The organism is Ancylobacter rudongensis (assembly GCF_900100155.1).
Taxonomy (GTDB): Bacteria; Pseudomonadota; Alphaproteobacteria; order Rhizobiales; family Xanthobacteraceae; genus Ancylobacter; species Ancylobacter rudongensis.
In genome coordinates, this window is the sequence record NZ_FMTP01000003.1 from 592636 (window position 1) to 619614 (window position 26979).

The 26979-nt window shown below is 65.0% G+C and carries 17 protein-coding genes and 2 pseudogenes; 10 read left to right on the forward strand and 9 right to left on the reverse strand.

Going from position 1 to position 26979, the window contains the following annotated elements; genetic code table 11:
• Positions 1 to 118 precede the first annotated feature (118 nt).
• Positions 119 to 3685, forward strand: a complete 3567-nt coding sequence (locus tag BLO63_RS10920) for a TonB-dependent receptor domain-containing protein (RefSeq protein WP_091440215.1) — start codon at positions 119 to 121, stop codon at positions 3683 to 3685.
• A gap of 524 nt (positions 3686 to 4209) precedes the next feature.
• A complete protein-coding gene (locus tag BLO63_RS10925) occupies positions 4210 to 4884 on the forward strand; it encodes an SH3 domain-containing protein (protein ID WP_091440217.1) in 675 nt (224 codons plus the stop codon).
• Between the two features lie 69 nt (positions 4885 to 4953).
• Here the strand turns inward: BLO63_RS10925 and BLO63_RS10930 are convergent, their stop codons facing one another.
• The 3 genes from BLO63_RS10930 to BLO63_RS10940 all read right to left on the reverse strand — a co-directional run bounded on the left by BLO63_RS10930 (position 4954) and on the right by BLO63_RS10940 (position 7652).
• The gene (locus tag BLO63_RS10930; protein WP_091440219.1) at positions 4954 to 5364 is read right to left on the reverse strand and encodes a hypothetical protein; all 411 of its coding nucleotides are present in this window, start codon (positions 5362 to 5364) and stop codon (positions 4954 to 4956) included.
• Between the two features lie 231 nt (positions 5365 to 5595).
• Positions 5596 to 6921, reverse strand: coding sequence for an ATP-binding protein (locus BLO63_RS10935; RefSeq protein ID WP_091440231.1), 1326 nt, complete (start codon positions 6919 to 6921; stop codon positions 5596 to 5598).
• An 11-nt stretch (positions 6922 to 6932) separates the two neighbouring features.
• On the reverse strand, positions 6933 to 7652 hold the full coding sequence (locus BLO63_RS10940) for a response regulator (protein WP_091440233.1): 720 nt from the start codon (positions 7650 to 7652) through the stop codon (positions 6933 to 6935).
• A gap of 261 nt (positions 7653 to 7913) precedes the next feature.
• Between BLO63_RS10940 and BLO63_RS10945 the strand changes: the two genes are divergently transcribed.
• From BLO63_RS10945 to BLO63_RS10960, 4 genes are read left to right on the forward strand one after another with little or no spacing between them, the layout of a single operon-like run.
• Positions 7914 to 8186 (forward strand): hypothetical protein, encoded by a 273-nt coding sequence (locus tag BLO63_RS10945; protein WP_091440235.1) that lies wholly within the window; start codon positions 7914 to 7916, stop codon positions 8184 to 8186.
• 37 nt (positions 8187 to 8223) lie between these two features.
• Entirely contained in the window at positions 8224 to 9426 is a 1203-nt protein-coding gene (locus tag BLO63_RS10950; protein ID WP_091440238.1) for an efflux RND transporter periplasmic adaptor subunit, read from the forward strand.
• The gene (locus tag BLO63_RS10955) at positions 9423 to 10586 is read left to right on the forward strand and encodes an ABC transporter permease (RefSeq protein WP_091440239.1); all 1164 of its coding nucleotides are present in this window, start codon (positions 9423 to 9425) and stop codon (positions 10584 to 10586) included. Before BLO63_RS10950 ends, BLO63_RS10955 begins: the two co-directional genes overlap by 4 nt.
• Entirely contained in the window at positions 10583 to 11284 is a 702-nt protein-coding gene (locus BLO63_RS10960) for an ABC transporter ATP-binding protein (protein WP_091440242.1), read from the forward strand. Before BLO63_RS10955 ends, BLO63_RS10960 begins: the two co-directional genes overlap by 4 nt.
• Here the strand turns inward: BLO63_RS10960 and BLO63_RS21525 are convergent.
• The 3 genes and pseudogenes from BLO63_RS21525 to BLO63_RS10975 form a co-directional block, all read right to left on the reverse strand.
• Positions 11281 to 12061: pseudogene (locus BLO63_RS21525) on the reverse strand (IS5 family transposase). The gene BLO63_RS10960 and the pseudogene BLO63_RS21525 sit on opposite strands and share 4 nt — an antisense overlap.
• A gap of 179 nt (positions 12062 to 12240) precedes the next feature.
• Positions 12241 to 13527, reverse strand: coding sequence for a HAMP domain-containing sensor histidine kinase (locus tag BLO63_RS10970; protein ID WP_091440243.1), 1287 nt, complete (start codon positions 13525 to 13527; stop codon positions 12241 to 12243).
• Positions 13527 to 14216, reverse strand: coding sequence for a response regulator transcription factor (locus tag BLO63_RS10975; RefSeq protein WP_091440246.1), 690 nt, complete (start codon positions 14214 to 14216; stop codon positions 13527 to 13529). Before BLO63_RS10975 ends, BLO63_RS10970 begins: the two co-directional genes overlap by 1 nt.
• A gap of 160 nt (positions 14217 to 14376) precedes the next feature.
• On the opposite strand from BLO63_RS10975, the gene BLO63_RS10980 reads away from it, so the two are divergent.
• The 4 genes from BLO63_RS10980 (at position 14377) to bamA (ending at position 23746) form a co-directional block, all read left to right on the forward strand.
• Positions 14377 to 15813: an efflux transporter outer membrane subunit gene (locus tag BLO63_RS10980; RefSeq protein WP_244517805.1), complete on the forward strand. Its 1437-nt coding sequence runs from the start codon at positions 14377 to 14379 to the stop codon at positions 15811 to 15813.
• The gene (locus BLO63_RS10985; RefSeq protein ID WP_091440252.1) at positions 15813 to 16892 is read left to right on the forward strand and encodes an efflux RND transporter periplasmic adaptor subunit; all 1080 of its coding nucleotides are present in this window, start codon (positions 15813 to 15815) and stop codon (positions 16890 to 16892) included. The genes BLO63_RS10980 and BLO63_RS10985 overlap by 1 nt, the downstream gene beginning before the upstream one ends.
• Positions 16889 to 19969 carry an efflux RND transporter permease subunit gene (locus tag BLO63_RS10990; protein ID WP_091440255.1) on the forward strand — a complete coding sequence of 1027 codons (3081 nt, stop codon included), beginning with the start codon at positions 16889 to 16891 and terminating at the stop codon, positions 19967 to 19969. The genes BLO63_RS10985 and BLO63_RS10990 overlap by 4 nt, the downstream gene beginning before the upstream one ends.
• Positions 19970 to 21307: 1338 nt before the next feature.
• Complete coding sequence (bamA, locus tag BLO63_RS10995) at positions 21308 to 23746, forward strand: outer membrane protein assembly factor BamA (protein WP_425284327.1); 2439 nt, start codon at positions 21308 to 21310, stop codon at positions 23744 to 23746.
• A 238-nt stretch (positions 23747 to 23984) separates the two neighbouring features.
• Here bamA and BLO63_RS21530 read toward each other — a convergent pair.
• The 3 genes and pseudogenes from BLO63_RS21530 to BLO63_RS11010 form a co-directional block, all read right to left on the reverse strand.
• A pseudogene (locus BLO63_RS21530) lies at positions 23985 to 24098 on the reverse strand (integrase core domain-containing protein); the annotation flags it as partial.
• A 27-nt stretch (positions 24099 to 24125) separates the two neighbouring features.
• Positions 24126 to 25595, reverse strand: a complete 1470-nt coding sequence (locus tag BLO63_RS11005) for an arylsulfatase B (RefSeq protein ID WP_342028863.1) — start codon at positions 25593 to 25595, stop codon at positions 24126 to 24128.
• A gap of 22 nt (positions 25596 to 25617) precedes the next feature.
• The gene (locus tag BLO63_RS11010) at positions 25618 to 26604 is read right to left on the reverse strand and encodes a formylglycine-generating enzyme family protein (protein WP_244517806.1); all 987 of its coding nucleotides are present in this window, start codon (positions 26602 to 26604) and stop codon (positions 25618 to 25620) included.
• Positions 26605 to 26979: the final 375 nt, after the last annotated feature.

A 26979-nucleotide genomic window follows, 5' to 3' on the forward strand; every position in this document is an offset into this window, starting at 1 on the left:
CCGCCGCAGAATTAGAGTAATTACGATCTTTCGTGCCGTGCTGTCAGGTTTTGCGTGAGCCGCGTCTTTCCCCGTTGAGGCCCCGGAAGGGGCAGGGCTCGAGGCAGGGGAAACCAGGATGAGGCGCGACGGCAGGGGCATTTTCCGCAAGGCGCGCCTGGCGCTTTTTCTCGGATCCACGGCCTTGGCGACGGCGGGCCATGGGGCCCCGGCAATCGCCCAGCAGCAGGTTTCCTACAACATCCCGGCGGGAAGCCTCGGCCTCGCGCTCACCACCTGGGCGCGTGCCTCGGGCATGAAGTTCCTCGCCTCCTCGCAGGTGCTGAGCGGGCAGCGCACGCAGGGGCTTTCGGGCAGCTACGCTCCCCACCAGGCGCTTGACGCGCTGCTGCGGGGAACCAACCTCGCCTACAATATCAGCGGCTCCACCGCGACGATCAGCGACCCCGGCCAAAGTGGAGCCGGGAGCGGCGCTTCCGACGACGTCGTCGTGCTGGACGTCATCACCGTGTCCGATGCCGGCAATCCGGTCTACCGGCCATTCGAGACGGCGGCGCCGGTGGCCTATATCTCGCAGGAGACCATTGAGCGTTTTCGCGGCAGCAGCCCGGCCGATATTTTCCGTGGCACGCCGGGCGTGATGTCGGGCGAGGCGCGCAATGGTGCCGGCGCCATTGATGTCAACATCCGCGGCATGCAGGGCTTCGGCCGTGTCGCCACCACGATCGACGGCGCCGAGAACGGCGTCACTGTCTATCAGGGCTATCAGGGCCTCTCGAACCGGACCTATGTCGACCCCGATCTGCTGGCCGGCATCGAGATCACCAAGGGATCGGACGTCGCCTCGCGCGGCATCGCCGGCACGGTGACGATGCGTACGCTCGACGCCGGCGACATCGTCAAGCCGGGCGAAACCTGGGGCGTGCGCGTCAAGGGCGAGTTCGGCACCAACTCGGCGGAGCCTGAGGCGGGCGCGAAGGGGGGCTATCTCTGGCCGTCCACGCCGTGGTCCGCTCCCGTCGCGGTGCCCTCCGCCTCCGGCATGGACCGGCCCGGCCCCTTCGACCCCAGGAACGGCTCGGCCAGTTTCGCGGCGGGCGTGAAGGAGGAAAACTACGATCTCTTCGCGGCCTATGCTTATCGCAACCGTGGCAATTACTTCGCCGGCACGAACGGACCGGGGGCCAGCCCGGTCAATACCGGGCCGAAATCCGTCTGCGGCACCTATGTCTGCACCGACTGGCCAAGCTATGTCGACAATACGGGTCTCACCAATTACCGCGCCGGCGAGGAGGTGCTGAACACGCAGCTTGAAACGGAATCCTGGATCACCAAGGCAACCGTGCGGTTCGGCGACGGCCACAGCCTGCAGGCGGGCTATACGGGCTATCGCGCCGAGGCCGGCGACCTGCTGGCCTCGCGCTTCACCGGCGAACGCGGCCAGCCCAGGCAGCAGAACCAGTCGGCCGGCACGACCGTCGATACCGGCACGCTGCGCTATCGCTGGAACCCCGAGGACAACGACCTGATCGACCTCAAGTCCAACCTGTGGACGACGCGGCTGGAACTGCGCAATCCGAGGCGGGGCTCGACCATACCCACGCCGGAATCGATCGGCCTGCCGGCCGGCTACCGCACCGGCTCGGACACGGTGATGTGGGGCGCCGACGCGACCAACACCGCGCATCTCGGTTTTGAGCAGTACGGCGCGCTCGATCTCACCAGCGGCGTGTCCTATCTCAGCGAGGATACGCGGCCGAGCGGCTATTCCCAGGCCCTGGAAGGCTGGCTCAACCTGCGCGACGCCCAGCGCGAGGAAGCGGCGGTGTTCAGCAAGGTGGCCTACCAGCCACTCGACTGGCTGACGCTCAATGCCGGCCTGCGCTATTCGCATTACTGGTCCGACGACCGCTCCACCAATTCCAACAGCTCCTATGTGAACCCGGAGCCGCAGCGCGACGAAGGCGGCTTCAGCCCGTCGGTCGGCGTGACGGTGGAGCCGGTCGACGGCGCGCAGTTCTATGTCAACTATTCGAATGCGCTGCGCTTCCCGAGCCTGTTCGAGGCCGGCTCCGCCTTCACCATCATTCCCAATCCCGATCTGAAGCCCGAGCGTTCCAGCAATTGGGAAGTCGGCGTCAACTATGTCAGGGACGGCCTCTTCGCGGCGGAAGACCAGGGAATGCTGAAGTTCAGCTATTTCAACTGGGACGTGAAGGACTATGTCACGCGCGAGTTCCGTGCCTTCCAGGGCGACGGGTATGAATGGTACGGCATGCAGGTCTACAATATCGACCGGGCGAAGTTCGCGGGCCTCGAATTCTCCGCCCTCTATCAAAATGCCGGCTTCACCGCCGCATTCGGCGCGAATTACTATCTCGACATCGAATATTGCCGCACCGCCAACAATTGCGACAGCAAGACGCTTTATGGCGACTACGCCACCAACCAGGTGCCGCCGGAATATATGGTGAACCTGACCGTGTCGCAGAAATTCCTGGACGACGCGCTGACGCTGGGCGGGCAGGTCTCCTATATCGGCCCGCGCGCCATCGGCCACGGCCAGGTGACGGCGCAGGGCGCCGCCCAGTTCATCACGCAGATCAACTGGAAGCCCTATGTGCTGGTGGACCTGTTCGCCGAGTACAAGATCAACGATGACCTTACGGCGAGCCTCCGCGTCGAGAATGTGACGGACGAGTATTATGTCGATCCGCTGGGGCTGGTGAATCAGCCCGGTCCGGGGCGCACCTTCTATGCCGGCCTGACCGGCCGATTTGGCGGCGACCAGAAGCCGCCCACGCTCATGCCGCCGCTCAGGAGCGCGGGGCAGGGGGTGGACTGGACCGGCCTTTATGCCGGCTTCCACGCCGGCGGGGTTCTGGCCCATATCGATGGCACCACCACGACACTGAACGGGCTGCCGAGCGCCATCGCCGCCACCGAATCCGCAGATCTCGATCTCGGCGACAACTATCTCTGGGGCGTTCAGGGCGGCTTCAACTACCAGCTGGCGAACGGTTTCGTATTCGGCATGGAAGCCGATGTCAGCAAGACCTATCTCAGCGGTTCGCAAAAGGCCTTGGCGACCGAAGGCGCGCTGGCCGGCACCGACATGCTGCAGGCGGAGACGCGCTACGACATCGACCTGATGGCGAGCCTGCGCGGCCGCATCGGCTATGCCTTCGACAACGGATTGTTCCTGTATGCGACCGGCGGCGCGGCGTTTGCCAGGGAGAACATGAAGCGCGACCAGTATATCTCGGCCGACGCCTGGGGGTCGGATTCCTACGGCACGTCCACCAAGATCTTCTCGACGGAAAGCGTGAAGATCGATCGCACCGGCTGGACGATCGGCGGCGGCGCCGAATACGCCATTAACGACCGCTGGTCGATCAAGGCCGACTACACCTTCACCCGCTTCGCGGCCAGGACGGCCACCTTCGCCAATGCGCGAGCGGGGGTTGGCAAGGACTATACGACGAGGGAACGGACCGGCACGACGATCGAGCCTCCAAACGAGTTCCTGTGCGAAATACTCGGCGGCGATTTCTGCCTGCCAACCGAAACCCCCGTTTACACCACCACCACCCATCCCGGCAGTTCCAGCATCGCAAATGGCCGCAGCGCCTCAGACTCGCTCGACCTGCACATGGTCAAGGTCGGCTTGAACTATCGCTTCTGAGCGAGCGAGGCGGCACGGCGGATTGGCCATCCGAATGCGGTCCGCCGCGCGAGGCGTGTTGAGGGTGTTCTCGCTGATCCCGGCCCCTCCGAGCGCGGGTGTTTGAAGGCGAGGCGGCCCCGCCATGTGAGGGGGTGAGCTTCGTCGGGCACCACACCCGCGCCTGCCGCGCCGACGGCCCTTGGGCAAGCCCCGGATTCATACGTTCGGCAGAGATGGCTGGTTCGGGATCTTGAAGTCGCTTCCGCCCCGCGTCAGGCTGAGTCCTGCGGGCGGCGGAAAAGCAGGGCGGCGCGGCATCGCGAGGCCGGTAAACTGCGTAGCGTGGCGCAAGGCAAACTCGGCAGATCCCTGCCCAGCGGCAACCTGACTGTCGATTTCTGTGTGGTGCCGCCACTGCGTCATCGCCGCCTTCGCTGTCACAAACTGAAACAGGGGCGAGACACGCGGGCGAGGTCAGGCAACTATCAAGGTCGGCGGACAAACAGACGCTGCCTTCGGGCGGCGCGCATCAGGGTTCCGCCATGCTCAGAACGCTTCTCTTCGCTGCCGCGCTCACCGTCGCTGCCGTATCGGCGGCGAGCGCCGCGACGACTTCTGTCGCCGTCACCAATGTCAATCTGCGCGCCGGCCCGTCGACGGTCTATCCCGCCATAACCGTGGTGCCGGCGGGCGCCGCCATCACCACCTTCGGCTGCGTTGCCGGCTTTAGCTGGTGCGACATCGGCTTCGGACCTTATCGTGGATGGGTGGCGGCAGATTACATCCAAGTGGTCTATCGCGGGGCGCCGGTCGTGCTGACCGCGCCTGTGGCGCCAGCGGTTGGCATCGCCGTCGTGACGTTCAACCGCGCCTATTGGGACCGCTACTATGTCGCCTATCCCTGGCACAGACACTGGGCGGCCTACCCGCCCTATGTCGCGCCGCGCGTGACGTCGGCCAGTCGCTCGGTCTCCTGCGCAGGCGGCGCCTGCGTCGGCGTCCGCGGCGCCACCGGAGTTTACGGCGGCGCGACGGGACAGACGCGCGTCTGCACCGGCGGGGCGTGCACCTCGACCCGGGTCACTGCCGGCCCGAATGGCGGCATGGCGGCGCGCACACGAAACTGCGCTGTTGGGCAGGGCTGCACGACCAATCGCGCGGTCGTCGGCCCCGGCGGCGGTGTGCACAGCGGCTCGCGCAGCTTCCAGCGGTGGTGATCGGACGTCACCCGATAAAGAAGGCCGGGAGCCTGCGCTCCCGGCCTTCTTCTTATCCGCGCGTGACCGTCAGAGCGGCATGCCAGGCGCCTCGCTGCGGCGCCATTCCAAGAAACGGACGATTCGCTCGACCAACGTCGTCTGCATCTGCTTGGCCATGCTCATCTGTTCGGGCGTCAGCGCCGTCTTGAGTGTGGAGACCGCGTCCTGCAAAGCGCGGGCCTTCTCCGCCCTCTCGATGGCGGCGATGGCGATGTCTTGCGCGAGGTCGAAAGCCTGTGCCTCGGCGCGCTGCTTCTCCTGCGTCCAGCGCCCGAGCCGCTCGCCTGAGGGCAGAAGCGCGATGAGCGCCGTTGTGTAGCCGCGCCAGGCATCCATCTGGTCGCTCCGGATGCCGAGCGCGGTTTCCTGCGCCGAGAGCAACAGGCCGGCAATGAGCCGAACGGAAGTCGGATCGTAGGCCGGTCCCGGCTCGCTCACGAACGGCTCCGGCTCGCATGCCCAGGGCCCGGCGGGCCCTGTCAGTTCCCGCGCGCTCCCGAGTGTGGGTATGACGGCGGCGAGGCCGAGGACGGCCGCTCCCCCGGCTAGGCGTGTGGTCAGTCTGGTCGGGAATGTGGCTCTCATGGCGTCAAGTCCTTTGCCGTTGATGAGGCGGCAAGGGTGAGCGGCCAAGGTATCGCCGCTCGAACCGCGGCATGTCGATTTGTATCAGCCCGCAGGTTCCGCCCGCGGCAACCGGACCCGGACGGCAAGCCCCCCGCACCGGCTCGTGTCCAGCTCGACACTGCCGCCGTGCCGCTCGACGAGCCGACGGACGATGGTCAGGCCGAGGCCCGTCCCGCCACTGTCGCGATTGCGCGAGGACTCCAGCCGATGAAACGGCTCGAAGACGCGCTCGCGCTCCTCGGCGGGGATGCCGGGGCCCTCATCCTCTATGACCAGCACCACAGGCGAGGCGCTCGCATCGATGCGGGCGAAGGCCCGCTCGCCATAGCGCAGCGCATTGCCGACGAGGTTGGCAATGACGCGCCCGAGCGCCTTGTCGCCCATCGCGACCCATGCCGGGCCGTCCGGCATCTCGAGGACGAGCCGCGCGTCGTTCTGCTCGGCGCCGTAGCGGCGCAGCGCGGCCGCGACGTCGGCGCAGGCCCGCTCCGTCGGGGCGAAGGATTCCTGCGCGAAGTCGAGTGTGTCTTCCACCAGCGACTGCATGGCTTCGACATCGGCAATGGCGCCGGCGCGGTGGCGACTCTCCGGCAACATCTCAACGCGCAGGCGCAGGCGGGTGAGATAGGTACGAAGGTCGTGCGAGATCGCGCCGAGCGTCAGCGTGCGGTTGCGCACCAAGGCGGCGATACGCTCCTGCATCGCGTTCACCGCGCGGATCAGCGTGCGCAGCTCCGGCGCGCCGCGCTCGGCTATCGTGACCGGGGCGATGTTCTCGCCGACCCTGTCGACCTCGCGGGCGAGGCGCGTGATCGGCCGCATCTCGCGCGCGACCGCGACCAGCGCGGCCAGAGCGACAAGGACGCCGAACAGGCCGGCGAAGAAGCCGATCGGCACGCCGAGCAGCCGGACCGTGACGCGGTCTTGGATGTCGAGCCAGAGATAGCCGCCCTCGGCCAGTCCGACATAGACGCTGAGCATGTCGCCGCGCCCGTCTTCACTGGGCCCATCGAGTCGCACGACCACTTGCCGCCCCTGTGCACCCCGCAGCGCCAGTGCCGTCCGGATGGAACGCTCGATACGTCCGATGCCTTTCGTGGGGTCGAGATCGTCGGGTAGCGCGGGAATGATCGTTGCGGTGCGGCCGTTCTCGCTGAAGGCCTCCAGCAAAGCAGGCCGGAGATCGGCCGGCACCTTGTCGACCAGTAGGACCATAGACGCGATCTGCCGCGGCAGCGAAGGCGGCGCCTCGCCGAGAGCCGGGCGCCCCTCGCCCGCGCCGAAATAGAAGGCCAGCGCCACCAGCTGGATGGCGAAAAATGCCACCGCGACGATCAGGATGATGCGGGCGAGCAGGCCGAGACGCATGTCAATTCGCCTCAGACCTCGTGCACGTCAGCCGAGAACAGGTAGCCGACATTTCGCACGGTGGTAATCGGTTGCTCGGCCTCGCCGAGGCCGCGGGCCAGCTTGCTGCGCAGCCGCGACACGGTGACGTCGATGGTTCGGTCGAACGGGTCGCCACCGGCGCGCCCGCGTGTCCAGTCCAGCAACTGGTCGCGCGAGAGCACGCGGCCGGGCCGTTCGAGGAAACAGGTCAGCAGGTCGAACTCGGCCGTGGTAAGCAGGACACGCTGGCCGCTCTCGTCCGCCACCGTGCGTGCGTCGAGATCGGCGATCAGCCCCGCGAAACGCCGCCGCCGCCTCTCCGGCACACCCGCGGACAGGGGACCCGACGCGCGGCGCAGCAAGGCGCGGATGCGCGCCAGCAATTCGCGCGGGTTGAACGGCTTGCCGAGATAATCGTCGGCGCCAATCTCCAGCCCGACGATGCGGTCGATGTCGTCATGCTTGGCCGTGAGCATGAGGATCGGTACCCGGCTTCTGGTCCTGAGCCGCCGGCAGATCGACAACCCATCCTCGCCGGGCAGCATGATGTCGAGGATGACGATGTCGGGCATGCCGCGCGCCAGCGCCCGGTCCATCAGGACGCTGCTGCCGACCGCTTCGACGTCATAGCCCTCGCCGCCGAGGAAATCGACGAGCAGGCTGCGAATGTCGCGGTCGTCCTCGACCAGAAGCACTCTTGCGGCTGTCATGGCGCTGGCATGACAGCGACGACGGAGCCGCGCAAGCCATCCCCACGGCGTCGATACAAACTGCAACAAAAAGCCCCGGCGCGGAGACACGACCGCAAAACCTCGGGTCGATATTCGCTTCCGTCGCCGTGCGCAGCACACCCGTTCCCGGCGGCATGGCAGGCGCGAACCTGCCCGCCATGGAGCCTGTCGCGGTCGGCCGGCCCCCTGCCGGGCGGGCTCCATGGTTCTGCGTCCCAACCCGCTAAAGGAGCCGACCTCATGGATCGTGCGTTCTTCCTTCGCGCCGGCCTCGTGCTGGCTTTCGCCACCCTGCTCGGCGCCGCCTTTTCCGGAGCCGCCACAGCACAGAATATCTCGCGTGCCCAGGCACAGGCTATCCGTGCCGCCTGCGAGGCGGACATCCGCGCCACCTGCCCCGGCGTGCAGCCGGGCGGCGGGCGCATCCTTCAGTGCATCAAGGCCAATCCCGACAAGATTTCCCAGCCCTGCAAGGAGGCTCTCGTCGCCGCCAAGGCTACCCCCGCCCCGTGACCCGCCCTCGGCCGCCCTTCACCCGGATGCCCTTGTCATGAACGTCCAGCCGGGCCTCGACCCGTTCTTGTCGCTGGAGGCCCCCCTCCCGCGCCCGCGTCGTCGCCATGGGTTTCGGCTGACCGTCCTCGCGGCGGTGGTTCTGGGGATCGGATTCGTCGGCCTGCGCTATCTCTATCCGCATGGGGTCGAGGGTGAGATTCTGCGCCCAGGCATGCTGGATGTGGAGCTTCAGGGGCCCGGCACATTGGCGGCCTTGACCGAGGCCAGCGTCGCAAGTCGCATCCAGGCCCGCATCAAGGAACTCGCCGTCGACCGCAATGACGTGGTCGGCAAGGGCGAGATACTCGCCCGCCTCGCCTTCGATGACCTCAGCGGCGAGGTTGAGGCCGCCGAGGCGAGCGCCCATGCCGCCGAGCGCGGGGTGGGCGCCGCACAAGCCGAGCGCGACCGCGCCGTCGCGACGCTGGAACAAGCGCGCGCGACGCACGAACGGCAGGTCGCGCTGCTCGCCAAGGGTGTCTCCAGCGCGGCCGGGCTCGAAGACGCGCTCGCCGCCCGCCGTCAGGCCGAAGCCGACGTTGCACGCGCAGGCCGCGCCATCGAGCAGGCCGAGGCCGAGCACGATGCCGCGAACGCGCGCATAGCCGTTGCCCGCGTCCAGCTCGACGATAGCGTGCTGCGCGCGCCGATTTCCGGCGTGGTGGTGTCGCGCACGCGTCATGTCGGCGACGTGCTGGCGCCGGGCAGCGAGCTGCTCCACCTCGTCGATCCCGCAAGTCTTGTGCTGACCGCGCGACTGGACGAGAGCGCCATATCCGCTATCCGGCCGGGACAGGCGGCGGAGATCACCTTCACTCGCGCCGAGGGCACCATTCGCGGCCACGTCCTCAGGCTCGGGCGGGAGGTCGACCGAGAGACGAGGGAGTTCGAGATCGACATCGCGCTCGATACGATTCCCGCCAACTGGGCGCTCGGCCAACGCGCCATGGCGCGCATCATCATCGAGCGGCGCGGGCCGCTGCTGACCGTGCCAACGTCGTTTCTTGTCTGGCGCGACGGGCGCCCCGGCGTATGGGTCGCGTCCCGCGGCCGCGCGCGATGGCGCGAAGTGACGCTGGGCGATGCCGGCGCGCGGCGCGTCGAGATCCGGGGCGGCCTCGATGCCGGCCAGGAGATCCTCAAACCTGACGACCTCTACCCGTTCATGCGCGTGCGCCTCGCCGGAGCGGCCTCGTGAATCTGGCGCTGAAAGATACGCTCCACGCACCTGCCCGCTTCGCGCTTACCACTCTCGGCGTCGCCTTCCTCGTCATGGCGGTGATCGGCATGATCGGCCTCTATCGCGGCATCGTCGAAGATGCGCTCCTCATCATCGACCGGATCGATGCTGATCTCTGGGTCGTGCAAGGCGAGCGCGCCGGTCCTTTTGCCGAAGGTTCCGCCGTGGCGGCCGACATGGACCGGCGGGTCGAGGGCGTGCCCGGTGTCGCGGATGTGCGGCGCTTCACCCAGTTCAGCCAGCAGTTCAGCTTCGCCGGTGCCCCGCGCCGCGCCACCGTGACAGGTGTCGACGTGCCGCGCGACAATGGACGCTGGCTGTCGCTCGCCGAAGGCCGCTGGCTCGGCGGCAGCCGCTATGAGGCCGTGGCAGATGCAAGCACCGGCCTGAAGGTCGACGACCGGATACAGCTTGCGCGCGATGTCTATACGGTTGTCGGCCTCACGCGGCGCATGGTCGATTCGGCCGGCGACGGACTGCTTTTCGTCGGTATCAATGACGCGGCTGTCATCGCCCGACGCCGCACATCGGAAGAGATCCATCTCGCGCGCGCCGCCGGGACCGGCGCTGGCGTCGTGAGCGCAGACGCAAGCTCGGTAGCGCAGGACAGCAAGATCTCCGCTGTGCTCGTCCGGCTCGATCCCGCCGCCGACACCGCGCGCGTGATCGCCACCCTTCAGCGCTGGGGCGACGTGCGGGTCATGACCACGGGCGAGCAGCGTGACCTGATGCTCAATGCCAGGCTCTGGAAGCTGCGCCTCCAGATACTGACCTTCACCGGGATGATCCTTGTCATCACCGCCATCGTGGTGTCGCTCATCGTCTACACCATGACAATCGAGAAGCTGCACGTGATCGCTCTGCTCAAGCTGATGGGCGCGCGCGAGAGCGTCGTGGTCCGTCTCATCGGCCAGCAGGCCGCACTCATCGGCATCGCCGGCTACGCACTTGCCGTTGCTCTGGCCTGGATGATCTTCCCGTTCTTCCCGCGCCGCGTGGTGATGCTGCCGCCGGATCTCGCCCAGATCGCGCTCGCCCTCGCCCTTGTCTGCGCCGCCGCGGCATGGGTCGGCATTACCCGCGCCTCGCGGGTCGAGGCGCGCGAGGTGTTGTCGTGAGCGGCGCGCCCGTGCTTTCGGTGCGCTCGCTCACGCGCCACTACGCCACCGGTGCCGGCCTGGTACGCGCGCTCGACGGCGTCTCGCTCGACGTTGCCGCTGGCGAGCTGGTCGGCATCTTCGGGCCAAGTGGCTCAGGCAAAAGCACCTTCCTCATGCTGGCCGGGCTTCTGGAGAATCCGACCTCCGGTGAGGTCTGGCTGGCGGGTGAAAGGGTCTCCCATGCCGGGGCCGACCTCGACGCGCTGCGCGAGATCCGCCGCAAGCGCATCGGCTTCGTGTTCCAGAAGGCGAATCTGATCCCCTTCCTCTCTGCGGTGGAGAATGTCGCGCTGGGCCTCGAAATCGCGGATGTCACCCCAGCCGACGCCCGCGTGCATGGCCGGCGGCTGCTCGCTGCGCTGGACCTCGCGCACCGTGCCGACAGCCTGCCGGCGAAACTGTCGGGTGGCGAGCAGCAACGTGTGGCGGTGGCGCGAGCGCTTGCCAATGCGCCGCCGCTCATCCTCGCCGACGAGCCCACGGCAGCGCTGGACCGCGTGCGTGGCCGTCAGGTGATGGAGATCTTCCGCCGCATCGCCGCGACGCGCGGGGCGGCGGTGGTGGTGATTACCCATGATCCGCGCTCGACCAACCTGTTCGACCGCATCGTTCACTTCGAAGACGGGCGGGTGTGCGAACGACCTCAAATCTACTAGGCGGTGTTGACAAAAGTCGGCATCCATAGCTTTGCGGCGGCGAGGACCAGGAATCCGAGCAAAGAAACGGCGGTCTTGTCGTATCGGGTGGCGATGCGGCGGAACTGCTTGAGCTTGTTGAACATACGCTCGACCCGGTTCCTGTCCTTGTAGGCGCGGAAGTCGCAGGCGATGGCATCTCTGCGGTTAGCCTTGGGTGAGATGACCGGCAGAATTCCCTGGAGCAGCAGGCTGACGCGGACGTCGTCGCTGTCATAGCCCTTGTCGGCCAGCATCAGCCTGGGCCTGGCGACAGGCAAAGCGATAGGTCGTCGACGGCCTTGTAGTCGGAGGCTTCGCCGCCGGTGAGGACGAAGCCGAGAGGGCGTCCCTGACCGTCTGCGCGGGCGTGGATTTTGCTCGTAAAGCCGCCGCGGCTTCGACCAGAACCTTCCTTATGAGTTCCCCTTTTTGCGCCCGCTGCCTGAGAGTGGCCGCGCACCATGGTGCTGTCGATCATATGCTGCCAGTCGTCGGTGAGCCCAAGCTCGACCAACGTTTCCAGCAAGGCGTCCCACACCCCTTGCTCGGCCCAGCGACGGAACGGACATAGACCGAGTTCCACTTGTCATAGCGTTCGTGCATGTCGCGCCAGGGGCAGCCGACCCGAAGCACGTAGAGCATTCCGTTCAGAAAACGGCGATTGTCCAGGGCCGGCCGGGACCATCGGCCACGCTCGGCCGGCAACAACGCCCCAACCACAACCCATTCATCATCCGTCAGATCGCTCCGAGCCAAACCTGCCTCCTCTGGACGGAGGCCTTCAATCGGTCAGACAGCGATTTGAGAATCCCTTTTGTCAACACGGCCTAAGTCGTGACAGGCTGGGGGTAGGTTCGCGGGCTTTGAACCGTGTAACCTTCACCGAGGGCTGTACGTAAAATAGCAGATCAGCGTCTCGCAAACTCATAGGCGCTCTAATTCATCCGATCCGGCGTGGCGGGCGCGCCTCTGGGGATTTCCAGCGTCACGCCGAGCCCGCCGCGTGTGCCCAATGCCGCCGTAACGCGGCCACCGTGCTTGCCGATCGCCTGTTTGGTGATAGCCAAGCCGAGGCCATAGCCGTCGTGAGCAACAGCATCACTTCCACGCATGAATGGCTGGAATATTCTTTCGATATCATGCGCTTGCACACCCGGCCCCTCATCCGCGACCGTCACATGGAGCGTCTCTCCGATGATCCGGGAGCGAATGTAGACATGGGAGTTGTCAGGGGAGTGCTTCAGAGCATTCCGAATGACGTTCTCCAGTGCGCGATAGATCAGCTCTCCGTCCACTTGGGCGACAAACGTCGCGGCACCCTCATGCGCGACCGATATTCCGCGCGCCTGGCCCTCGAATGACGCGTCATCCACGATTTCGTTGACGAGATCGATGACATCGAGGGTCTGCGCCACGACGTTGTCGACGCGGCCGGACAACCTGGCGAGGGTGAGAATCTCGCCGACCAGCCCGTCAATACGCTCGATCTCGCGATCCATACGGCCCAGCAATGTCTCGAGCCGTGACGGATTCTGCCTGAGCACGCCGATGGCGGCCTGGAGGCGGGACAAGGGCGAACGAAGCTCGTGAGAGACGTCGTGAAAAAGCCGCTGCTGAACCTCCTGCAACTCCTGCAGGCGCCCGGCACTGGTATCGAAATCGTGGGCGAGAGCCGCCACTTCGTCCTTCCGGCCACCCATCTTGTCACCAATGCGGACGTCGAACTGGCCGTGGGCGAGGGCACTCAGGCCGTGGCGGAGATGGGCGACGGGACGAATGAGATAGCGCGCCAGTGCGAAAGCGGCCACGGCGCTGGCGATCAAGGCGGAAGCCCAAGGCAGCAGCGTCGGCCAGGTTCCCTCGATGACGCCGGGATCCTGGGCAATCAGCGTCACGCGATGGCATGTATCGCCGATGATGACGTTGCGCACATGCGCGCTATCACCCTCCGCGCAGTCGGCCGGTGTAACGCTGTCGGAGATCGACAGCTCGACAGGCTGCGCCAGCGTTGCGGTGGCACGTGCGTAGGCCTTGGCGGCCTCCATTCCCTGCTGCTCCAGCAGCCGCGCCGCGACATCGAGCGCGATGACCCGCTGCTGGCGCACCAGTTCCTGTGAGAATGGAACCGCGTCGAGCAGGCTGCTGATGACAAACAACCCTCCGATCGAGGCCGCGAGCGTCAGCCAGATGATGGAGAAGAACTTCCAGAACAAGCGGCGCATCAGCGATCCTGCAGGAGCTGGTAGCCGTGACCTCGCACGGACTGGATCCAGGACTGGCCGTCCTCCCGCATGCCGAGCTTTTGGCGGATGCTGCTCAGGTGCACGTCGATGCGCCGGTCGAACGGCGTCAGCGGCCGGCCCAAAGCGTGCTTTGAGATGTCCTGCTTGGAAACGAGCTGGCCTGCGTGGCGGGCAAGCACTTCGAGAAGGCTGAATTCCGTCCCGGTCAACTCGAGAGGGCGGCCGCGCCAATCCGCTGTCCGTGTCCCGGGGTGCATGATGAGTTCGCCTGCGCGGAGCGAATCCTGCGGTGTCGCCGCGCTCGCGGAACCCGAACGGCGCAGTATTGCCTTCAGCCGCGCCACCAGTTCGCCGGGCGAGCACGGCTTCGACACATAGTCGTCGGCACCGAGATTGAGCCCGGCAATGCGATCGACATCGTCGCCCTTGGCCGTCAGCATCAAAACCGGGACTTGGCTCAGCCGCCGGATCCGCTGCAGCACGTCGATCCCGTTCATGTCCGGCATCATGATGTCGAGGACGATGATATCGATGCTGTTCGCGGCAGCTTGCGCGATCGCGGCGCGCCCATCGCTGGTCGCCGTGACCTCGAAGCCCTCCTCGGCAAGATATTCCTGCAGGAGCGTGGTGAGATCGACGTCGTCGTCGATGAGAAGGACCTTGGTCATCGGATGAGTCCGTCATTCAGTCAGGCAAGAGCCATACAGAAAAATGACGGGCAGGCACTGGATTTTACCCATCTTAACGTTGGCTTGACCGCACTTAACGCCCGAACCGCTACCCACAGCGAGTACCTGTCGATCACCCGGGCGGCGCATGCGTTCATTGTTGACGAAGACCTCTGCCGCGCTTGTGTCGATCGGGATCGGCCTGTGCCTGTCAGGCTGCGCGGCATTTCCGGAGCTTCGTCCCGCCGACGTCAGGCTGCCCGACACATGGCACGCCACCCGGCCGCATGATGGCAGCACGTCCGAACTGGTGACGTGGTGGGGGACCTTCAACGACCCGTCGCTCATCGCCCTCATCCGGCTCGCGCAGGACGAGAATCCCACCGTCGCATCGGCGGTGGCCGATATCGAGCGGGCCCGCGCGACGCTCGCTTCCGAGCAGGCGAACCTGTTCCCCGTCCTCGACGGCTCGGCATCCGCCACCCGGTCCGGCACCGACGGCAGCTCCAGCAACCGGGTTGCTGCGGGCACGCTGTCGAGCGGCGGCCTCGATGCCTCGTGGGAAGTCGACCTGTTCGGCAAGGTTCGACAGAAGACCGAAGCGGCCGGGCTTCGCGTGGATCAGCGCGTCGACGACTGGTACGACACGCGCGTGTCTCTCGCGGCCGAGGTCGCCGACTACTATGTGCAGTACCGGGCCTGCCGCCAGCTTGAGAATGCCTACAGCGTCGAGCTCACCTCGCAGCGCGAAACCATCCGCGCCACCGAGACCGCCGCCGCATCCGGTTTGACGTCTTCGGCCGACCTTGCCTTGGCGCGGGCCAGCGCGGCCTCGTCTTCCTCGACGCTGACCGCCCAGCGCACGGAATGCAATGTGCTGATCATCTCGCTCGCCCAGGTCACCGGCGGCGATGAGGCAGCGGTGCGGCGCCTGCTGGCGCAGGGCAAGCCCGGCCTTCCCGCGCCGAAGAGCTTCCAGATCACGGCGGTGCCGGCCGAGGCGTTGCGCCAGCGCCCGGACATCAATGCGCTTGAGCTCGAGGTGGCCGCCGCCGTCGCCGATGTCGGCGCCGCGAAGGCCGATCTCTACCCCAGCCTGAGCCTTGCGGGTTCGGTTACGATCAGCAGTTCGACGCTGACCGGCGCCGCCTTGCCATGGTCCTTCGGGCCTGCCCTCACCATCCCGCTCTTTGACGGCGGAGCGCGCCGCGCCACCGTGATGGGAGCGATCGCCGACTACGACACCGCCGCGGCGAACTACAAATCCGGCGTACTGAGCGCCGTTGCGGAAGTGGAGACGGCGCTGGTGCGGATCGACAGCACCCGCCGCCGGATCAGCGATGCCAGCAGCGCGGCCCGCAACTACCGCACCTATTTCAACGCGATCGACACAAATTGGCGGGCCGGCGGCGTCAGCCTGCTGGACCGTGAAGAAGCGCGCCGCGCCGCGCAGTCGTCGGAGATCTCGCTGATCGAAATCCGGCGCGACGCCGTCCGCTACTGGATCGCGCTCTACAAGGCCCTCGGAGGCGGCTGGGATGCCGGTGCCGGCTCTCCGCCGGGTCATTCGTCGACGATACAAGGAAATCAGCTCTGATGCGGCGAAACCTGAACCTCTGCGCGGCCCTGCTCGCCATGGCGTGCCTTGCGTCCGGCATCCCGTCCGCCAGCGCACAGGAAACCAACGAGGCCGCAGCTCTCACCGTGAGCGTGGTGAGACCCGTCGAGCGCCAGTGGCCCGAGACCGTGCCGGCCAGCGGCTGGCTCAAGCCCTGGCACGAAGCCATTGTGGCGTCGGAGATCAGCGGTCTGCGCATTACCGCAGTGCTTGCCGAAGTCGGCTCGATGGTGACGAAGGGCCAGGTGCTGGTGCAGCTGGCTCAGGAAACCCTGCAGTCGGACATCCTCAAGGAAGAGGCGGCGCTTGAAACGGCAAGGGCAAACCTCGCCAAGGCGAAGGCCAACGCCGAGCGCGTGCGCAAATTGCAGGGAAGCGGCGCTTTGTCGGATGAAAAGGTGACAGAATACCTCATCTCCGAACAGACGGCGCTGGCCGACGTGAAGTCGGCCGAAGCGACGCTGCAGGGTCAGAAGATCAAGCTCGATCAGGCCACAATCGTTGCCGCCGATGACGGGCTCATCACCTCCCGCTCGGCGCAACTCGGGGCGGTGGTGTCGTCCGGCACCGAGCTGTTCCGCCTGGTACGCCAGCAGCGCGTCGAGTGGCAAGCCGAGGTGGCCGCCCGCTATCTGCCGCGCATCAAGGAGGGCTTGGTTGCCGTCATCGCCGGGCCGGGCGACAAGAGCATCACCGGGCATGTCCGGCTGGTCGGGCCGACGGTCAGCACCGACACGGGACGGGCCATCGTCTATGTCTCCCTGCCGGTGGAGGCGCGTCCGCCGGTGGGACTTTACGTCACCGGCCATATTGAACTTGAAACGACCCAGGCGCTCTCGGTGCCGGAATCGGCGCTCGTTTTCCGCGACGGCCTCAACTACCTCTTCACCGTCAACGACGACAAGCGCGTCGAACGCCTACGGGTCGAGACCGGCCGCCGCGCGGCGGGCGAGGTCGAGATCGTGTCGGGCCTCGCTCCCTCCGCCAGGGTCGTGAAGTCCGGCGGGGCCTTCCTTGCCGACAAGGCGCTCGTCAGGATCGAGGGAGACGTCCAATGAACTTCTCCGCTCTCGCGATCCGCAACCCGGTCCCGGTCATCCTCCTGTTCATCCTGCTGACGGTGGGTGGCCTGCTCGCCTTCAGCTGGCTCCCGGTCCAGAATTTTCCGGACATGGACCTGCCGACCGTCAAGATAACCGCCACTCTGGAAGGCGCCGCGCCCTCGCAGCTTGAGACCGAAGTCGCCCGGAAGATCGAAGACAATCTCGCCTCGCTCAGCCTGCTGGACCACATCACGACGACGATTACAGACGGCCTGGTATCGATCACCGTCTCCTTCAAGCTGGAGAAGAACAGCGAGGAGGCGCTGAACGAAGTTCGCAACAAGGTGGACAGCACGACGGATCTGCCCTCCGAGATGGAATCTCCCAGCGTGACCAAGGTGACGGTGCAGAGCTCTCCCCTCATCACCTATGCCGTCCGCTCCACGCGCCTCAATGAGACCGAGCTGTCCTGGTTTGTCGACAACGACATGACCAAAGCGCTGCTGTCGGTCTCCGGCGTCGGCGAAGTGAACCGTGTCGGCGGGATTGATCGCGAAGTGCATGTCGATCTCGATCCTGACGTCATGGGGTCGCTCGGGATCACGGCCGCTTCCGTGTCCTCGCGTCTCAAAGCGGTCCAGGCGGACAGTTCCGGTGGGCGCGGCGAGATCGGCGGTGGCCGGCAGACCATCCGGACCCTCGGCGCCGTCGCCTCGATCGACGACCTCAAGGCGCTCGCGATTCCGCTTTCCAATGGCACGCTGGTTCGGCTGGATGAGATCGGCACCGTCGCGGACAGCTTTTCGGATCGCTCGTCACTTGCCTATCTCAAGGGACAGCCGGTCGTCGGCGTCGAGGTCAAGCGCTCGAACGGCTTTTCCGATACCGGCGTCGCTGCCGACCTCAGAACCGCGATGCTGAAATTCGCCGCCGACAATCCGGATGTGGAGATTGTCGAGGCCTACAGCACGGTCGGGCCGATCATCGAAAATTACGACGGCTCGATGCACATGCTCTATGAGGGCGCGATCCTCGCCGTCGTGGTGGTGTGGCTTTTCCTGCGCGACTGGCGCGCGACGTTCCTGTCCGCCGTCGCCCTGCCGCTGTCGGTCATCCCGACCTTTTTGGTGATGTATTTCGCTGATTTCAGCCTCAACACCGTGACCCTTCTCGCATTGTCGCTGGTGGTGGGCATCCTGGTCGACGATGCCATCGTCGAGGTCGAGAACATCGCGCGCCATTTGCAGATGGGGAAGGCGCCCATGGATGCCGCTCTCGAAGCCGCCGACGAAATCGGGCTCGCCGTCATTGCGACGACCTTCACGCTGGTCGCGGTGTTTCTGCCGACGGCGTTCATGAGCGGCATTCCCGGGCTCATCTTCCGGCAGTTCGGCGTGACGGCGGCCGTCGCCGTGCTCGCTTCGCTCCTCGTGGCGCGTCTGGTGACGCCGATGATGGCCGCCTACATGATGAAGGTGCATCCGCACGAACAGAAGGATGGCCGGATCATGCGCGCCTATATGGCGTTCATGAAGGGCTGCCTGCATCGCCGGAAGCTGACGGTTCTCGGCGTGTGCGTCTTCCTCGGCCTGTCGCTGTCGACGATTCCCTTTCTCAAGTCGGGCTTCCTGCCGGCCTCCGACGACGCGCAGACGAAAGTCACACTGACCTTGCAGCCCGGCAGCACGGTCGAGCAGACCGATGCGACGGCGCGCCAAGCCGCCGACATCATTGCGAAGTTGGCCGATGTCACCAGCGTCTACGTTGCCGTCGGCAGCGTCTCGTCAGGTGGCGGGCTGAACTCCAGCACGACCAGCGACGTCACCTCGGCAACCCTCGTCGTCGACCTGACGGCCATTGGCGACCGTGATCGCAAACAGGCCGAGGTAGAGAACACTATACGCCAGGCCCTGGCCGTGTTGCCGGGCACGCGCGTCGAGGTTGGATCGGGTGGCAACGGCACCAAGCTGGAGATCACGCTTGCCAGCGATGATCCCGACACTCTCGACAAGGTCGGCGCCAGTCTTGAAGAGCAGCTGCGCACCCTCTCCGGCATCGGCGCGGTGACGTCCAGCGCCTCGCTGCAGGCGCCCGAGGTCCAGATCGCACCGGACTTTACGCGCGCCGCTGCCCTCGGCGTGACATCGGATGCGATTTCCGAAGCGGTCCGAGTGGCCACGAATGGCGATTACTCCGCCTCGATGGCAAAGCTCAATCTGACGCAGCGGCAGGTGCCGATCCGGGTGCGGCTGGATCCCCGAAACCGGGCGACGCTGGACGACATCGCCAATCTGCGGGTGGCGGGCAGCAATGGCAGTGTCAATCTCGGCTCGATTGCGGACATCCGGATCGGCGGCAGCCCGTCCGAGATCAACCGCATCGACCGTTCGCGCAACATCACCTTGTCGATCGAACTCAACGGTCGAACCCTCGGCGACGTCAATGGCGAAGCGCAGGCGCTGCCCGCTCTCAAAAACCTGCCGCAGGGAATCCGGCTCGTCGAACAGGGCGAATTGCAGCGCAGTTCCGAACTGTTCGAGAGCTTCGGCATCGCCATGGCGATCGGCGTGTTCTGTATCTATGCGGTGCTGGTGCTGCTGTTCCACGATTTCCTGCAGCCGGTGACGATCCTCATGGCGCTGCCACTCTCGCTCGGCGGTGCCCTTCTGCCGCTCGTGCTCACCGGCACCAGCTTCTCCATGCCTGCCGTCATTGGGCTGCTCATGCTGATGGGCGTGGTGACGAAGAACTCCATTCTTCTGGTCGAATACGCCATCATGGCGCGCCGAGGCGGCATGCCGCGGTTCGAGGCCCTGGTCGACGCCTGCCACAAACGGGCGCGGCCCATTGTCATGACCACCATCGCCATGGGGTGCGGCATGCTCCCCGTAGCCTTGAGCCTGAGCGGCGGCGACTCCAGCTTCCGGCAGCCCATGGCTATCGTCGTGATCGGCGGGCTTGTGACATCGACATTCCTCAGCCTTCTTGTCATTCCCGTCATCTTCACCTTCGTCGACGACTTCCTTGGGCTGCTCACGGGGCAGCTTGGTGCGAAACGGACAGCGAAGGTGCCGACTGCTGAAATGGTGTGAGTTGTGGACGACGGGAAACGCCCCCGGGGACCATGCAGAGGCTCAAGGCTGGCCACATTGACGTGAGCCGACGGATTCGAGGATCCCCGGCCGCCGGAGCCGACGGGCCCGCCTCGGCCGCGGCGGGCAGCGGACACTCTCATGGCCCGGACAGACGCCGACGGATCCGCCCCCGGCGGGAGCGGTCATCGGGGGTAGATACGAGGAACGCGGGGGCGGCCTTCAGCGCGGCCAGCATCCGCTCATCTCCACGCAGCAAATAGCCCGCATGCGATCCAATCGGTCAGTACCGAGTGGCCAGACGTAACGCTCTGACGCACTTAGAGCTGGCCTCGATCGTCTTCGATCAAAATACGCGCGCAAAATGTGCGGGAATCCAGAAGTGCATTCCGTCAAAACGTTGCTGACGATACGCGCTGTAATTTTACCGAAACATAGAACACGAAATGTCATCATAAAAACTGAAATTGTAACATACGTATACTTCATTCTGCGGTACATTCTGGGTGGCTGATGGAAGCGCAACTTCGTCATGCCCGACTGGGGCGCCGACCAAAGACCTCACCCGTCGTTTGGCGCCCCAGTCCCCCGCGCGCATCGATGATGGAACCGCGCCCCCGGCGCATGAACGGAGTGGCGATATGGACAGTCCAGCCGGATGCATCGCCCACGTCACGGAGGGGGCCATCTGCGTGGCGACAAGGTGTCTGTCCGACGCATCTCGCCGATTGCTGCCGCGACGTCGAGACGGCAGATGAGCCGCTCATAATAGTCAATCAGCCCGCACCGCCGCATTTCCTCCAGATGCTTTGGGTTTATGTCATCGATAAGAGCTAAGAGTGTCCACACATGGCTGTGCTATCGAAGCTTAGCCGTAGGAAACACGTAGCCTATATCATCCTCAGGGTTGGTATTCTCCGTGTGCGTCCCCGGCGCGGCGATTCCAGTGTTCACAGCCGCCCCCTGAGATCAGGCTCTCCCCTAGGAATTAAACGCACAAAGGACACGGAACGGCCCTTCAGGTGCGGGTTCAATTTCATAAAATCATATCGTATTCTTATATAAATGTGGAATATCTAATCTAGTAAATTACGTTGTTTGATATATATGGAAATTAATAAAAATAAATCATAAAAATACATGATACTTTTTACAAACAACATAAGACGACATTGCGCAATGTTCCCAGCGAAGCGACACAAAATCGAACATACAGAAACAAATCTACGCGAAAATAGCCAAAAATACGGGCTATCGATGTGTAAAGATTGATAAATTCAGTCAATCTGATTTGTAATTATCTCCGCGTTGGTACAGATGACTGCTGAGTGGCGAAATATGAAGCTGTTAGAAAATCAACCGGTTGTGATTTATAGTAAAATCATATCAGAATTATTCTTACTTTCGTTTTTCGTTTTGCTGTTTACGGGAGTTCCGGTCCGGCTTCATGCTGCGGGGGCCGCACCTCAAGCGAGCGTATCCATCGTCGTCGAGGGCAATCGGCGCGTCGATGCCGATACCATCCGCTCCTATTTCCAGCCCGCGCCCGGCCAGTCGCTGACGCCCGCCAAGATCGACGAGGCACTCAAGGCGCTCTATGCCACCGGCCTGTTCTCGGACGTCACGATCAGCAACCGCGGTGGGCGGCTTGTGGTCAACGTGGTCGAGAACCAGGTCATCAACCGCGTGGCGTTCGAGGGCAACAAGAAGGTCAAGGACGACCAGCTGGCGCAGGAAGTGCAGTCAAAGGCCCGCAGCCCGCTCTCCAAGACGACGGTGCAGGCGGACACGCAGCGCATCATCGACGTCTATCATCGTGGCGGCCGCTACGACGTGCGCGTCGAGCCGAAGATCATCGACCGCGGCCAGGGTCGTGTCGATCTGGTGTTCGAGATCACCGAGGGCGACAAGCTGGGCGTGGCCGAGATCAAGTTCGTCGGCAACAAGGCCTATTCGGAATACAAGCTCAAGGAAGAGATCACGACCACGGAGACCAACTGGCTCTCCTGGCTGAAGACTACCGACATTTATGACGTCGATCGCATCAACACCGACCAGGAACTGCTGCGCCGCTTCTACCTGAAGCATGGCTATGCCGATTTCCGCATCATCTCGGTGACGGCCGATCTCGACCGCCAGCGCGACGGCTTCGTCATCACCTATGTGATTGAGGAAGGCCCGCAGTACCGGGTCGGCACGGTCGATGTCGTTACGGGCATCAAGGATGTCTCGATCAACGATCTGCGCGCCGCCCTGCGGGTCGCGCCCGGCCAAGTCTACAATGCCGAGCTGGTCGAGAAGTCGGTCGAGAACGCCACAATCGAGGTCTCTAAGTCCGGCTATGCCTTCGCCCAGGTCCGTCCGCGCGGCGACAGAAATGTCGAAGCGCGCACCATCTCCCTGGTCTTTGCCGTGGAGGAAGGTCCGCGCGTCTATGTCGAGCGGATCGAGATCCGCGGCAACGTCCGCACCCGCGACTGGGTCATCCGTCGCGAGTTCGATTTCGCCGAAGGTGACGCCTATAACCGCGTCATGGTGGATCGCGCCGAGCGCCGCCTGCGCAATCTCGGCTACTTCAAGGACGTGAAAATCACCAACGAGCCGGGCACCGCTCCTGACCGCATCATCCTTGTGGTGACGGTCGAGGATCAGCCCACCGGCGAGTTCTCGGTCTCGGGCGGCTATTCGACCTCGGACGGCATCATTGGCGAAGTGGCGATCTCGGAGAAGAATTTCCTCGGGCGCGGCCAGTATGTCCGTCTTGCCGGCCAGCTCGGCGAAAGCGTGCAGGGCGCCGATTTCAGCTTCACCGAACCCTATTTCCTCGACTATCGCGTGGCTGCCGGTTTCGACCTGTTCTGGAAGACCACCAGCGCCACCAGCACCAGCCAGTACGACACCGAGACGATGGGCGGCACGCTGCGTGTCGCGCTTCCGCTGACCGACGAATTGACGCTGGGCCTGCGTTACATGCTGTCGCAGAAGGAAATAACGGTCGATGACGACTACTATGACGACTCGTCTTGGGCGTTGATCGAAATTAACGGTGAGTCGATCATCACCTCGGCAATTGGCTACACCCTATCCTACAACATGCTCGACGATAACCGGAACCCGTCCAACGGGTATCTGCTCGAACTGAAGCAGGACTTTGCCGGCCTCGGGGGTGACACCAGCTATATCCGTTCGACCTTCGACAGCCGCTTCTACACCCCGATCGTTGGCGACTTCGTCCTGCTGCTGCACGGTCAGGTCGGCAATGTCATCTCATGGGGCAGCGAGGATCTGCGTATCACCGACAATTTCTTCAAGGGCCCCGACCTCGTTCGCGGCTTCGCCTCCAACGGCATCGGCCCGCGCGATCTGGCCTCCGGCTATAATGGCGATGACATGGACGCGCTGGGCGGCACGATGTACTGGGGCACGTCGGCGGAAATCCAGTTCCCGCTCTCCTTCCTGCCCAAGGATTTCGGCCTGAAGGCGGCGGTCTTCGCCGATGCCGGCTCGCTGTGGGATTATCAGGGCAACACCACCTTCACGAACATTGCGGGCTGGGAAGAGAATCTCGTGGATTGCGACGCGCTGTCCGGCTCGTCGACCAAGGGCAAGGCGAATGTCTGCGTCGCCGACAGCGACAGCATTCGCTCCTCGGTCGGCGTCAGCCTGATCTGGTCCTCGCCCTTCGGCCCACTGCGCTTCGACTATGCCTGGGCGCTGACCAAGGAATGGTATGACGAGGTTCAGGAGTTTCGCTTCAGCGGCGGTACCAAGTTTTAGGGAGTGAACCGCTCGGGGTCTGCCTGATAATATTTGTTTAAGTTGCGCGGCCATGCGGTTCTCGTCGAGTGGCCTGCCCCGAGTGAGCGGTCCAGTTAGGCTAATGCATTGTTGGCCTTTTACCCTGCCCCCGATATTTGACCGGCCTGCTGGCCGCATCCAGGGGGAAAACGGTCAACGTGGGCTGCATGCCGGTGGCCGATCGACGAGCGATGTCGGAGGCTTGTTGCCGATCACACTATGAGTGTCGTAGCTCGCTGTACTCTCTGAGCCAAGTCTCCACTTTTTCCCGGGCGTCGGGCAGGCTCATGAAACAGTGCGCGTTGGGGCATTCGGTCCGGAATTTCCCGTCGAATGACTCTGTCGAAGAGGAGACGGCTCACCGGGGAGTTGTCGGCGGCGCCGACAGGGTCAACCGATGAGCGGTGGCCGGTTGCAGCGGTTCCGCCATCGCGCGGGCGAGATTTAGCACACGCGCGGTGAGTGCGGCCACCTTGTCCGGGTGAGCCTCGGCGATGTCGGACGTCTCGGTCGGGTCCGTGGAGAGGTCGAACAGCTCGACCTTCGGCGGCAGATCCACCTTCCAGACGAGCTTCCAGTCGCCCTCGCGCACCGCGCCCTGGCTCGGCTCGACATTGTAGACCACCTCGTCGCGGCCCGCCTGTCCGGCCGCGAGTGTCGGCCACATGTCGATGCCGTCCAGCCTCTTGCTATGGCCGAGGCCGGCGCCGGCGAGTCCGGCCAGTGTCGGTAGCATATCCACTACATGCATCACCCCCGGGCTCGTGCCGGGCGTGATGCGGCCGGGCCAGTTGGCCAGCGCGACCACGCGCGTGCCGCCCTCATAGAGCGTGCCCTTGCCGTCGCGCAGCGGCACGTTGCTTGCCGGAAGATCGCCGCTCACGTCCCCTTCGCCGACGAATTTCTTGTTGCGCGTGCCGCCATTGTCGCTGTGGAACACGATCAACGTGTTCTCGCGCAAGCCACGCGCCTCCAGCGCCTTGACCACCTTGCCGATCTGATCGTCCATGGCGGTGATCATAGCCGCATAGGTGCGGCGCTGGGGGTCGTCGATGCTGGCATACATGTCGATATAGGTCTGCGGCGCCTGGAAGGGCGTGTGCGGGGCGGTGAAGGCGAGATAGAGGAAGAGCGGTGTCTTCGGGTCCTGCTCCGCGATCAGCCGCACCGCCTCGGCGCCGAGCAATTCGGTGTCATAGCCGTCCTCGACCACCATCTCATTGTCGCGGTACCAGTCGGTGACGCCATGCGCCTGGTGCTTGAAATGGTCGATCTCGCCCAGCAGCGGGCCGTAGAAGCGGTCGAAGCCGCGCTGGCACGGCCAATATTTCCGGTCGGCGTGGCCAAGATGCCATTTACCCACCAGCGCGGTGCGATAGCCGACCTCCTTCAGCGCCTGTGGCAGCAGGAATTCGTCGGTGGCGAGGCCGTAGTCGCCGCCGGACGGGATGACGGCGGTCTGCAGGCCGTAGCGCAAGGGGTAGCGCCCGGTCATCAGCGCCGCGCGGGTCGGGGTGCACATTGGCTGGGTGTAGAAATGGCCGAGAGCCGCGCCGCCGGCGGCGAGCGCGTCGAGGTTCGGCGTCTTGATGTCCGAGCCGCGGAAGCCGACATCGGCGGAGCCGAGGTCATCGGCCATGATGTAGAGAATGTGCGGGCGCGGCGGGCCACCCGTGCCCCCAACCTGCGTGCCCTGCGCCCAAGCGCCCGTGGCGAACAGCGGCAGGCCGGAGACGGCCGCGAGCAGGCTGGCGCTGCCGGCGAGCACCTCGCGCCGGCTCGGTTCTGCGGGGCGTTCCGGCATGGCGTGAATTTCGGGATGGGTCACGGCGGTTCTCCGGCAGCGGAATTTACAAGGTTGTGGCTCGGCGGATGCAACGAAAACCGATATGCACTGAGGCGGTATCGACCGTCTGGGGTTGGCGGGCGGCGGGACGGTAGCGTCGGCAATAGCTGGGCGCGCACAGATGCGAGCCGCCCTTTAGCACCTTGCGCGGCGCCGGCCCGCCGGGCGCCAGCGGATCGACGCTCTCCTCCCAGCGGGCGCCACGCGGGTTGCGCGGCAGGCAGCACGGCTTGGTGGACGGCAGCAGAGCGGCGTGGCGCGGGGCGTACCAGTCGTCGGTCCACTCCCACACATTGCCGATCATATCGTGAAGGCCGAAGCCGTTCGGCGGGAAGGCGGTGACCGGCGAGGTGGCCACATAGCCATCCTCCGCGAGGTTCTCGTGCGGGAATGCGCCCTGCCAGCTATTGGCGCGGTGAACGCCGCCCGGCGCCAGCTCCTCGCCCCAGGCGAAGTCCATACCGTCGAGCCCGCCACGCGCAGCGAACTCCCATTCCGCCTCGCTCGGCAATTCCTTGCCGCACCAGCGCGCATAGGCGAGTGCATCGTCATGGCAGACGTGAACGACGGGATGATCTTCGCGGCCGGAAAGGTCACTGCCGGGCCCTTGCGGATGGCGCCAATCGGCGCCGGGCATGAAGCGCCACCAGCGCGTCCAGTCTTCCCGCCCCCCCGCCTCCTTGGGCGCCGTGAAGACGAGGGAACCGGGCACGAGGAGGCGCGGATCAGCGCCGGGATAGTCCTCGGGACGCGGCGCCCGCTCCGCCAGCGTTACATGGCCGGTGGCGGCGACGAAGTCGGCGAAGGCGCGGTTGGTGACGGGCGTGCGGTCGATGAAGAAGCCGTCCACGGCCACACCATGCGCGGGGGCTTCCTCCGGGTAGTGGCGGTCCGAGCCCATGGTGAAGCGGCCGGCGGGGATCCACACCATGCCGGAGGCCGTCGACGTCGCCGGATCGGCGCACTGACCCGCGATAGCTGTGACTCGCATCGCGGCTCCGCTGCCTTCCGCAGGCGCCAGGCCTCGTAGGGCCGCGCCGCAACCTCGCGGCCGGAACAGGCCACAGACAGTGACCTTATCACTACACCTCCGTTCGGCTCAATCGCTCATCCTGCAAAGCAGACGTCCAAGCAAAGCGCTACATCCGCTGCGTTCCAGTGAGATTGAAATCAATGAGATCGCCGACAGTGGCGGCGCCAGCGGGGTGGAGGTTTCTCAGTACCTTGGGCGGCGTCGGCTCGTCGAAAGATGCCGGCATACCGCAAGGGTCGGTGTACCGCCCAGACGGTTGGGAACGGGTGTGGCACCGTCACGCGGCGCGAAGGCGCGATAGTTCCCCTTCTTAAGAGGGCGTGCGAAGGATGT

Bases quoted from the DNA above. Each gene is read 5' to 3' on its own strand.
- BLO63_RS10920 (WP_091440215.1), top strand. From the start codon at position 119: ATGAGGCGCGACGGCAGGGGCATTTTCCGCAAGGCGCGCCTGGCGCTT.
- BLO63_RS10925 (WP_091440217.1), top strand. From the start codon at position 4,210: ATGCTCAGAACGCTTCTCTTCGCTGCCGCGCTCACCGTCGCTGCCGTA.
- BLO63_RS10935 (WP_091440231.1), bottom strand. From the start codon at position 6,921: ATGCGTCTCGGCCTGCTCGCCCGCATCATCCTGATCGTCGCGGTGGCA.
- BLO63_RS10940 (WP_091440233.1), bottom strand. From the start codon at position 7,652: ATGACAGCCGCAAGAGTGCTTCTGGTCGAGGACGACCGCGACATTCGC.
- BLO63_RS10945 (WP_091440235.1), top strand. From the start codon at position 7,914: ATGGATCGTGCGTTCTTCCTTCGCGCCGGCCTCGTGCTGGCTTTCGCC.
- BLO63_RS10950 (WP_091440238.1), top strand. From the start codon at position 8,224: ATGAACGTCCAGCCGGGCCTCGACCCGTTCTTGTCGCTGGAGGCCCCC.
- BLO63_RS10970 (WP_091440243.1), bottom strand. From the start codon at position 13,527: ATGCGCCGCTTGTTCTGGAAGTTCTTCTCCATCATCTGGCTGACGCTC.
- BLO63_RS10975 (WP_091440246.1), bottom strand. From the start codon at position 14,216: ATGACCAAGGTCCTTCTCATCGACGACGACGTCGATCTCACCACGCTC.
- BLO63_RS10985 (WP_091440252.1), top strand. From the start codon at position 15,813: ATGCGGCGAAACCTGAACCTCTGCGCGGCCCTGCTCGCCATGGCGTGC.
- BLO63_RS10990 (WP_091440255.1), top strand. From the start codon at position 16,889: ATGAACTTCTCCGCTCTCGCGATCCGCAACCCGGTCCCGGTCATCCTC.
- bamA (WP_425284327.1), top strand. From the start codon at position 21,308: ATGAAGCTGTTAGAAAATCAACCGGTTGTGATTTATAGTAAAATCATA.
- BLO63_RS11010 (WP_244517806.1), bottom strand. From the start codon at position 26,604: ATGCGAGTCACAGCTATCGCGGGTCAGTGCGCCGATCCGGCGACGTCG.